Origin of the sequence: Aureivirga sp. CE67, from assembly GCF_015767245.1 — a bacterium.
Lineage (GTDB): Bacteria > Bacteroidota > Bacteroidia > Flavobacteriales > Flavobacteriaceae > Aureivirga.
Genome location: NZ_JADOTV010000002.1, coordinates 121,718 through 132,421, shown reverse-complemented (window position 1 = coordinate 132,421; position 10,704 = coordinate 121,718). Strand labels below are relative to the sequence as shown.

At 31.7% G+C, this 10,704-nt stretch carries 7 protein-coding genes; 2 read left to right on the top strand and 5 right to left on the bottom strand.

Features of this window, described 5'->3' with window-relative positions; translation table 11 throughout:
• Positions 1 to 107 precede the first annotated feature (107 nt).
• Positions 108 to 521 carry a BrxA/BrxB family bacilliredoxin gene (locus tag I0K12_RS04530; RefSeq protein ID WP_196885702.1) on the top strand — a complete coding sequence of 138 codons (414 nt, stop codon included), beginning with the start codon at positions 108 to 110 and terminating at the stop codon, positions 519 to 521.
• A gap of 71 nt (positions 522 to 592) precedes the next feature.
• Here I0K12_RS04530 and I0K12_RS04525 read toward each other — a convergent pair whose 3' ends face one another.
• The gene (locus tag I0K12_RS04525) at positions 593 to 2,266 is read right to left on the bottom strand and encodes an ABC transporter ATP-binding protein (protein ID WP_196885701.1); all 1,674 of its coding nucleotides are present in this window, start codon (positions 2,264 to 2,266) and stop codon (positions 593 to 595) included.
• Between the two features lie 512 nt (positions 2,267 to 2,778).
• Between I0K12_RS04525 and I0K12_RS04520 the strand changes: the two genes are divergently transcribed.
• Positions 2,779 to 6,042, top strand: coding sequence for a M4 family metallopeptidase (locus tag I0K12_RS04520; RefSeq protein WP_196885700.1), 3,264 nt, complete (start codon positions 2,779 to 2,781; stop codon positions 6,040 to 6,042).
• A 245-nt stretch (positions 6,043 to 6,287) separates the two neighbouring features.
• Here the strand turns inward: I0K12_RS04520 and I0K12_RS04515 are convergent, their stop codons facing one another.
• The 4 genes from I0K12_RS04515 to radA form a co-directional block, all read right to left on the bottom strand.
• Positions 6,288 to 7,829, bottom strand: a complete 1,542-nt coding sequence (locus tag I0K12_RS04515) for a glycine--tRNA ligase (protein ID WP_196885699.1) — start codon at positions 7,827 to 7,829, stop codon at positions 6,288 to 6,290.
• 211 nt (positions 7,830 to 8,040) lie between these two features.
• Positions 8,041 to 8,652, bottom strand: coding sequence for a tRNA (guanine-N1)-methyltransferase (locus I0K12_RS04510; protein WP_196885698.1), 612 nt, complete (start codon positions 8,650 to 8,652; stop codon positions 8,041 to 8,043).
• A gap of 84 nt (positions 8,653 to 8,736) precedes the next feature.
• Complete coding sequence (locus tag I0K12_RS04505) at positions 8,737 to 9,264, bottom strand: CvpA family protein (RefSeq protein ID WP_196885697.1); 528 nt, start codon at positions 9,262 to 9,264, stop codon at positions 8,737 to 8,739.
• A gap of 30 nt (positions 9,265 to 9,294) precedes the next feature.
• On the bottom strand, positions 9,295 to 10,656 hold the full coding sequence (radA, locus tag I0K12_RS04500) for a DNA repair protein RadA (protein WP_196885696.1): 1,362 nt from the start codon (positions 10,654 to 10,656) through the stop codon (positions 9,295 to 9,297).
• Positions 10,657 to 10,704: the final 48 nt, after the last annotated feature.

Sequence of the window (10,704 nt, the reverse complement as noted above, 5' to 3'; positions counted from 1 at the left end):
ATTTACCCTTTTTGACTCCAAATAAACGCAGATTAGAAGAATTATTTTTGCATTAGTTTTATATATATCTTTGTAGCAAGTAATAAGATTTAAAAAACAACATATATATGTATCCAGCAGAATTAGTTAAACCAATGCGCGAGGAATTAGTAGCAGCAGGTTTTGAAGAATTACACACGGTAGAGAGTGTTGAAAATGCAATCAAAAGAGAAGGAACTACTTTAGTTATGGTAAACTCTGTTTGTGGGTGTGCAGCAGGTACTGCTCGTCCTGGAGCTATCGCTTCTACTTATAATGACAAAAAACCTACACACTTAACTACTGTTTTCGCAGGTGTAGATAAAGAAGCAACGAACAAAGCAAGAGAATTTATGATTCCTTTCCCTCCTTCTTCTCCATGTATCGCTCTTTTTAAAGATGGAAACTTAGTTCACATGTTAGAAAGACACCACATCGAAGGAAGATCTGCGCAAGCAATTGCTCAAAACTTAGTAGGTGCTTATGACGAATTTTGTGAATAATCATTAAACAATATTCATAAAAAAAGTTTGCTTTCCACAAGAGAGCAAACTTTTTTATTTTATGTTTATTTCTAAATTCCTTTCGGAATAGATGCTATTAACTTTTTGGTATATTCTGAAGCTGGATTTTCATATATTTTATCTGCATCCGCTTTTTCTTCAATCTTTCCTTTATTCATTACAATTAATTGATCTGACATATATTTTACCACAGACAAATCATGCGAAATAAATATATAGGTAAAAGCATATTTTTCTTTCAGTTCATTTAAAAGATTTAAAACCTGAGCTTGTACTGACACATCCAATGCAGAAACAGATTCATCACAAATAATAATTTTTGGTTGTAAAGCTATCGCACGAGCAATTCCAATTCTTTGTCTTTGTCCTCCAGAAAATTCATGCGGATATCGATCATAAAATTCTCTTTTTAATCCAACTCTTTCCAAAAGTTCAAAAATATATTCCCTTCGCTCTTTTCTTCCTTTCAAAATATTATGCACGGACATCACTTCCATAATCGCTTCTCCAACTTTCATTTTTGGATTTAAAGAAGCAAACGGATCTTGAAAAATCAATTGTATATCTTTTCGAAATTGCTTTGCAGAACTTCTTTTTAATTTTGTAATGTCGACACCTTTATATAATATTTCTCCGTCAGTTGCTTTTTCCAATTTTAAAATAGTTCTACTCAAAGTAGATTTTCCACAACCAGATTCTCCTACCAAACCTAAAGTTTCACCTTCATATAACTGAAAAGAAACATCATCCACAGCTTTTATTAGTTCAAATTCTTTTTCTAAAAAGGATTTTTTAGGTTGAAAATAAGTCTTTAAGTTTTTTACTTCTAAAATTGGCTTTTTATTATAAATTTCCTCTTGCTTTTCTTTTCTTTCTTTAGCTGTAAAAATTACTTTCTGAAAAGTGTTTTTAATAAAATCAGAAACTGTAGGAAGTGTTTTTAATCGAACATCTAGTTTCGGTTTCGAATTAATTAATGCTTTTGTATAATCTTCTTTCGGATGATGAAAAATTTCGTTTGGTGTATTTTTTTCTACAATTTGCCCTTTTTGCATCACGATAATTTCATCTGCAATTTCAGAAATCAATTCCAAATCATGCGTGATAAAAATAATACTCATCTGCATTTCTTCCTGCAATGATTTCAACAAATCGATAATTTCTTTTTGAACTGTAACATCTAAAGCTGTTGTTGGCTCATCGGCAATTAATAATTTTGGTTTACAAGCAATCGCCATCGCTATCATCACTCTTTGCTTTTGTCCTCCAGAAATTTCATGTGGATATTTTTTAAAAATAATTTCAGGATTGGGCAATTTTACTTTTTCAAACAAAGAAAGAACTTCTTCTTTTACTTCTTTTTTGGTTAAATTTTTATGTCTAAATAAAATTTCTTCTACCTGTTGTCCGCATCGCATACTCGGATTTAAAGAACTCATTGGTTCCTGAAAAATCATCGAAATCTGATTTCCACGAACTTCTTGCATCTTTTTTTCTGGGAATTCTAAAAGATTTTCTTCTTCAAAAAATATCTCACCAGAAACTTCAGCATTTTTAGCCAACAATCGAAGAATACTCAAACTCGTTATAGATTTTCCACTCCCAGATTCTCCAACAATACCCAAAATAGAGTTTTTAGCTACTTCAAAACTTAAATTTTGAATAATCTCTATTTTTATATCATTTTTTTTAAACTTTACATATAAATTATTTATTTTCAGCATGTTATATTTAAAAAATAAGTTATAAATGTTAAAATATGGTTAATTAATAATATAAAGCGTATATTTATATAAGTAATTGAAAATGAAAAAGTTCCCAAATAAAAATTTAAATAAAAGACTGTTTTAGCTTAGTTTTTAACCTTCGCTAAAATAACCATTAAAAAGTAAAAAAAGAAAAAGTATTTTGATTCGGTTTTGAGCAAATTAATTAAAATATTTTTTGGAAGTTTTTGTAAAAACTTCCTACGTTCTATCATGTTTTATAAATAATACACACTTCTAGTTTATACGGAAGTGTGTTTTTTTTGAAGTCCCCAAACTACGTTTACCATAATACTGCTTACAGCTATTTTAAAAGAAAAAATATCAATCTTAGTTTAATTAATCCGTTTCGTTGGTTTTTTGAAGGATCCTATAAAAACCAATCATAATACAGCGCGCACTAGAAATAGGTTTTATTAAGAATAAGGTTGAAATAATTTTTGTTTAACATTCAAATTTTTTAAAATCAAATGAAAAAAAACTATGCAAGTTTCTTAGTTTTTTCGATTTGTTGTGCCTTCACTTTTTCAGTCAACGCTCAGCAAAGAGATGCAGTTAAAAACAAACACACAGACGCTTTCGGAACACCGAAATTCATTAATTTTAATGAAAACTCAAACGTATCACAAAAAAACATTCAATCAGCTTTTTCAGAGTATCTGGAATTAAATCCAGAAGATTCTTTTATCAAGATCAAACAATTCTCTGATGATTTAGGTTTTGTTCACGAAAAATACCAACAATATTATAATGGTATCAAAGTGGAGTTTGCTAGTTATTTAGCACACTACAAAAACGGTAAATTAAATTCCATGAATGGAGAAATGTATCGAATTGAAAATTTAAATACTTCTCCATCTATTTCCTCTTCTCAAGCCTTTAATTTAGCACTTCAACACATTAATGCAACTAATTATCTTTGGGAATATCCTCAGAGTGCTAAAGCTATGGATGATTATCAAAAACCAACTGGTGAATTGATTATTATTCCAAACTACGCTACTATAGATAGAGGAAAAAATACAGATTCTAGTGTAAAATTAGCTTACAAATTTGATATCTACGCTACAAATCCATTAAGTCGTGGTGATGTATATGTAGATGCACAAACTGGAGAAATTCTTCTTTACAACGCTACAATTAAACATGCTGGTGAATTTGGACACACAGGACATAATCATGATCATGATGTAGCAACAGTTCCAAATTATACGTCAATGGATGAAACACCAATGGCTATAGCCTCTGGAACAGCACAAACAAGGTATAGTGGAACGCAAACTATTACTACAGGTTCTAGTGGTGGAAATTATATCTTAAGTGATTCTGGAAGAAAAGTGTACACTAGAGATGCAAAAAATCAATCTACAGCTGGTTACCCTTATGTAAACAACTACGATCAGTTTACAGATAATGATAACAATTGGACTTCTGCAGAGCACAGTCCAGGAAAAGATGATGGAGCATTAGATGCACACTGGGGAGCAATGAAAACTTATGATTATTTCCAAGCAAAACATAACAGAAATAGTTTTGATGGAAATGGTGCTCAAATCAGAAGTTATGTACATGTTTCTTCTAATTATGACAACGCTTTCTGGAATGGTTCTGTAATGTCTTATGGAGATGGAAGTTCTAACGGAAATGAAGGAAATGGATATTTCGACATTCTGACAAGTATTGATGTTGCTGCACACGAAATTGGTCATGCAGTTTGTACATATACAGCAAACTTAGTTTACCAAAGAGAATCTGGAGCAATGAACGAAGGTTTCTCTGATATTTGGGGAGCTGCTGTTGAAGTTTATTCTGGTGCAACAGATGCGGATAAAGATGAGTGGTTAATCGGAGAAGAGATTGACAGAAGATCTGGTTCTTTAGCACTTCGTTCAATGAGTAATCCTAAAGCACAAGGACAACCAGATACGTATGGTGGAACTTATTGGAAAAACGTAAACTGTGGAACACCAACGCAATCGAATGATTACTGTGGAGTTCATACAAATAGTGGTGTTTTAAATCACTGGTTTTATATTCTTTCTGTTGGAAAAACTGGATCAAATGATAATGGAGATAGTTATAATGTAACTGGAATTACAATTGATAAAGCAGCAAAAATTGCTTATCGTTTAGAAAGTACTTATCTAACTTCAAATTCTACATATGCGGATGCTAGAACATATGGAATCCAATCAGCTGAAGAATTATATGGTACAGATTCTCCAGAAGTAATTGCTACTACAAATGCTTTTTATGCTGTAGGTGTTGGAGATGAATATGGAGATAACACACCAAGTTATTGTAATTCTAAAGGAACAAATGTAAATGATGAATACATCAACAGAGTACAATTAGGAACAATCAATAATACAAGTGGAGCAAATGGTGGATATGCAGACTTTACAGCTATGTCAACAGATTTAGGAAAAGGTCAATCTTATACAATTACAATTACTCCAACTTGGACAGGAACAGTTTATAATGAAGCTTATGCAGTTTGGATTGATTATAATAATGATTTTGATTTCAATGATGCTGGTGAATTAGTTTGGTCTAAAGCAGCTTCTCAGGACACACCTGTAAGTGGAACTTTTACAGTTCCAACTTCAGCGACATCTGGAGCTACAAGGATGAGAGTTTCTATGAAATATAATGGAATTCCTACTGCTTGTGAAACTTTTACTTATGGAGAAGTTGAAGATTATACAGTTAATATCGGAAGTGGAGCAGATACACAAGCTCCTTCAGCACCTACAAATTTAGCAGCTTCTGGAACTACGCAAACTACAACTCAATTATCTTGGAATGCTTCTTCAGATAATGTTGGAGTAACAGGTTATGATGTTTATAGAGGAAATACTAAAATTACTACAACTTCTTCAACTTCATACAATGTTTCTGGACTAACAGCTAATACTTCTTATACTTTTAGAGTAAAAGCAAAAGATGCTGCTAATAACATTTCTGGATATAGTAATACTGTAAATGTAACGACACTTTCAAACTCAGTTTCTTATTGTGAAGCTAGCGGAAATAATACAAATTATGAATATATAGATTTTGTAAGCTTCGCAGGTATTTCAAATTCTTCTGGAAATAATAATGGATATGGAGATTTCACAAATATGTCCGCAAATGTAGGCAAAGGAGGTTCTTATACATTATCACTTAGAGCTGGATTTAGCGGAAATTCTTACACAGAAAACTGGAAAGTTTGGATTGATTTCAACCAAAATGGAACATTTGACGCTAGCGAAGAAGTTGCTTCAGGTTCATCTTCAAGTACAACTAATGTAAATCATACTGTAAATATTCCTTCTTCAGCAAACAATGGAGCTACAAGGATGCGTGTTGTAATGATGTATGGAACTAGTACTGTTCCTTCATGTGGAACTTTTACTTATGGTGAAGTTGAAGATTACACAGTTAATATCGATGATGCTCCTTTCAATACAGGATTTACAAGTGATACGGAAGTATTTACAATAGGAAATGAAGCGCCAAACTTTACGCTTGACGTTTTCCCAAATCCTGTAACTTCTGGTGAAATTACAATCTATGTAGGAGAAAGAGGTGAAACGAATTTCACAATTACAAATTTATTCGGACAGATTGTAAAAGCTGGAAAAGTAACTAAAAAACCTATCAACGTAAAAGATCTAAACACTGGAGTATACATGATCAATGTAAATGATGGTCAAAGAAACTTAACTAAAAAATTATTTATAAAATAAATGTCTAACTAAAAATTTTATCTAAACAAGCATAAAAATTATTTGAATTAAAAAAGGACTTTTCAGTGAATTGAAAAGTCCTTTTATTTTTTCTGAAATTAATTATTTGGGGCTTCCCCTTCCTTCGACTTCGCTCAGGATACGGGTCAGGCTTTCTGCTATATCTTTTTTGCCAAACCAACTTTATGAAGAAAAGCAAAAAAGGATGCCGCTTCAATCCTTAAGCCAAAAAACAATCTAATTCCTTATATTTTTTGTAACCATTTACGCATTGATACTTCATCATCAATAATAGAACGAAGCTCAGAGATTGGTACACGTTTTTGTTCCATCGTATCTCTATGACGAATCGTAACTGTATTATCATTTAAAGTATCATGATCTACTGTAATACAGAAAGGTGTTCCATTTGCATCTTGCCTTCTATATCTTCTACCAATTGCATCTTTCTCATCATACATCACATTGAAATCAAATTTCAAGTCATCGATAATTTTGTGTGCAATTTCTGGTAAACCATCTTTCTTTACCAATGGTAAAACTGCTGCTTTGTAAGGAGCAATTACTGCTGGTAAACGTAAAACTGTTCTTTCTGAACCATCTTCTAAAGTTTCTTCTTGTAAAGAATTTGAGAAAATAGCTAAGAATAAACGATCCAATCCAACAGAAGTTTCTACTACATAAGGAGTATATTTCTCATTGATTTCATTATCAAAATACTGAAGTTTCTTTCCAGAATGCTCTTCATGTGCTTTTAAATCGAAATCAGTTCTTGAGTGAATTCCTTCTAATTCTTTAAATCCGAATGGGAATTTAAACTCGATATCTGCTGCTGCATCCGCATAATGTGCTAATTTCTCATGATCATGGAAACGATAATTTTCTTTACCTAAACCTAAAGATAAATGCCAATTTAATCTATTTTCTTTCCATGTATCATACCATTTCTTTTGCTCTCCTGGACGAACGAAAAATTGCATTTCCATTTGTTCGAACTCACGCATACGGAAAATAAACTGACGAGCTACAATCTCATTTCTGAAAGCTTTTCCTGTTTGTGCAATTCCAAAAGGAATCTTCATTCTACTTGTTTTTTGCACATTTAAGAAGTTCACAAAAATACCTTGTGCTGTTTCTGGTCTTAAATATAAATCCATTGCAGAATCAGCAGAAGCTCCTAGTTTCGTACCGAACATTAAGTTAAATTGCTTTACTTCTGTCCAGTTTTTAGATCCAGAAAGTGGACAAGCAATTCCTAACTCTTCGATTAAAGCTTTTACATCTTCTAAATCTTCATTAGTCAAAGACTCTCCTAATCTTTTTAAGATTTGCTCTTGCTTTGCTTTATAATCTAAAACTCTTTTGTTTGTAGCAACAAATTCCTCTTCATTGAAAGCTTCTCCAAAACGCTTAGCCGCTTTTTTGATTTCTTTCTCAATTTTTGTGTCAATCTTGCCTACATAATCTTCAACCAAAACATCCGCTCTGTAACGTTTTTTCGAATCTTTATTATCAATCATCGGATCGTTGAAAGCATCTACGTGGCCCGAAGCTTTCCAAGTTGTTGGATGCATAAAAATCGCAGAATCTAATCCTACAATATTTTCATTTAATTGCACCATTGCTTTCCACCAATAATCTCTAATGTTTTTCTTTAACTCGATTCCGTTTTGAGCATAGTCATAAACTGCACTTAAACCATCGTAAATTTCACTTGACTGAAATACATATCCGTACTCCTTCGCATGCGAAATAACTTTTTTGAATTGATCTTCTTGTTTTGCCATATAGCAAAGATTTTAGGTATTATGATTTAACACTAAATTTTCTAGAAAAAACATTCTCCAGAAAACTTTTATTTTCTTTCATTTTAAACGAAGGTCAAAATTAAAAAGAATTATGTAAATAATAGTTGTATTAAAAACATTATTCTTATTAAATCTGACAAACAAAAAAAGGCCTCTTTTTAGAGACCTTTTTCCTAGTTTTTTTATTGAATTAAGAAACTGCTTTCTGCTTGTTAATTTCGTCTTGCAGTTTTCTCATGATTTTTTGCTCACGTTCTAAAGCTCTTTTTCTGTGTGCATCAAATTCTTCTTGAATTTCTTCTAAATCTTTCTTCGCTTGCACTGTAACAACGTTACTTCTTTTAAACTTAGAAATGAAGAAAACTAAAAGAATTACTAATACTGCAACAATTGACCACATAAAAGTCTTATAAGAACTTTTTGTCATCTGCATTCCTACAAATGTGATACTATCTTTCTCTTGGTTGATTGAAGATAATTCTCCATTTGTATTCTCTAATTTAGATTTTAAAGAAGAAATTTCATTCTTTTGTTTATCAACAATTGTATTTACTTTATTTAATTTCTCTTGTGATAACTTTAAACTATCTAATACATGACCTTTTAATTGATTCAACCATGTTCTTTCCACTACCTTGAATTGCTTGTAGTTGTTCGATTTTTGAATAACGTAATCAAATTGATTCTTGATAGGTCCTTTATTTAGCGATAATCCTTCTGCTGACGGTGTCTCCTGCGCTGCTAAATTTACAGTAGTTAATAGTATTACTACTAGTGTGAAAAAATATTTCGATAATTTCATTATTGAGGCTATTAATTTATTTTCTTTTCGCAAAAATATAAACAATATTCTGTTTGTCAAGTGATTTAACAGAGGAATCTTATGTTAAATTAATTTCCCTGGCTTTTCAACATGCTTTTCCATCTGTTTTTTAAACTCTGATTCTATTGTTGGAAAAATGGCTGGTGCTATACTTTTAATAGGTTTATACAAAACGGAATCTTCTAAATCTTTATTTGAAATAAACGGAATAGCTGAGTTTACTTTATTAAAAATAAAAAGAACTCCACTAATAATCACTGCAATTTTTAAAACACCAAAAATCCCTCCTAAAATACTGTTTATGGTTCCAAGTTCTAATTTATCGGCTAATTTAGTAAACAATTTACCAACAACCATAATTAGAGCAACAATTAAAGCAAAAGTTACAATATAGGCCAAAGCTGTAATATATTTTTGTTCCCATTCCAAAAATCCTAAAATACTTTCTACAATACTTGAAAAAAGTACAGCTCCTAAAACTCCTCCAACTAAGGAGGCAAGCGAAGCAACTTCTTCAAAAAGTCCATTAAGATTTCCACGGATAAAACCCGTTGTCATTAAAACAATAGCTATAATATCAAATGTATTCATCTTATGTTTTTTAGTTTTTGTTAATATTTTCTAGAATAAAGCGTTATAAATATCTTCAATTTTTGAAACTTGAATAATCTGGATTCCTGTATTTTTCACAGTCAATTTGCTAAATCTTGAAACAAAAATTCTATTGAATCCTAATTTTTCTGCTTCTAAAATTCGTTGATTCACTCTCGGAACAGGACGAACCTCTCCCGAAAGTCCGATTTCCGCAGCAAAACAATAGTCATGTGGAATCGGATCATCTTCATTGGAAGATAAAATAGCAGCAATTACTGCCAAATCAATTGCTGGATCATCAACTTTTATTCCTCCTGCAATATTTAAAAAGACATCTTTTGCTCCTAGTCTAAATCCTGCTCTTTTTTCCAAAACAGCCAAAAGCATGTTCAGTCTTTTCAAATCATATCCTGTGGAAGAACGTTGTGGTGTTCCATAAACTGCTGTACTCACCAATGCCTGAATTTCGATCATCAAAGGTCTTGCACCTTCCAAAGTTGCAGCAATTGCAGTTCCACTTAAAGAATCATCTTTTTGAGAAATTAAAATCTCCGAAGGATTGGAAACTTCTCGTAATCCAAAACTTTGCATTTCAAAAATTCCTAACTCCGAAGTAGAACCAAAACGATTTTTCTTTGCTCTCAAAATTCTATAGGTATGATTTCTGTCTCCTTCAAACTGAAGTACAACATCCACCATATGTTCTAAAATTTTTGGTCCTGCAATATTTCCATCTTTTGTAATATGTCCAATAATAATAACTGGTGTCGCAGTTTCTTTTGCAAATTTGGTAAACTCTGTAGTAGTTTCTCGAATTTGAGAAATTGTTCCAGCAGAAGCTTCAATATAATCTGTATGCAATGTCTGAATCGAGTCAATTATCACCACATCTGGCTCTACTTCATCGATTACTTTAAATATATTTTGTGTTTTAGTTTCGGTCAAAATCATACAATCCGTATTGACATTTTCCAATCTGTCCGCACGCATTTTGATTTGTTCCTTACTTTCTTCTCCAGAAATGTATAATACTTTTTTATCAATAGAAAGCGCTACCTGAAGCAGTAAAGTAGATTTACCAATTCCTGGTTCGCCTCCTAGTAAAACCATAGAACCACGAACAATTCCATTACCTAAAACATTATTAAATTCGTTGTTATTAGTAGTAATTCGCTCCGATTTGTCATAAGAAATCTCACTTACCTTATAAGCTTTGATCTTTTTTACTTTTGGTTTTTCCGAAGCTACATTCCACGTTTTTTTCTCTTCTTTTTGAATAACTTCTTCTACAATCGTATTCCACTGATTACAAGCCGTACATTGTCCTAACCATTTTGCAAACTGTGTCCCACAATTTTGACAGAAAAAAGCAGTTTTAACTTTAGCCATTTTTATTAAAATAGTTTTTGTTTTTAGGTAAAAATAAAAGAAATTGAA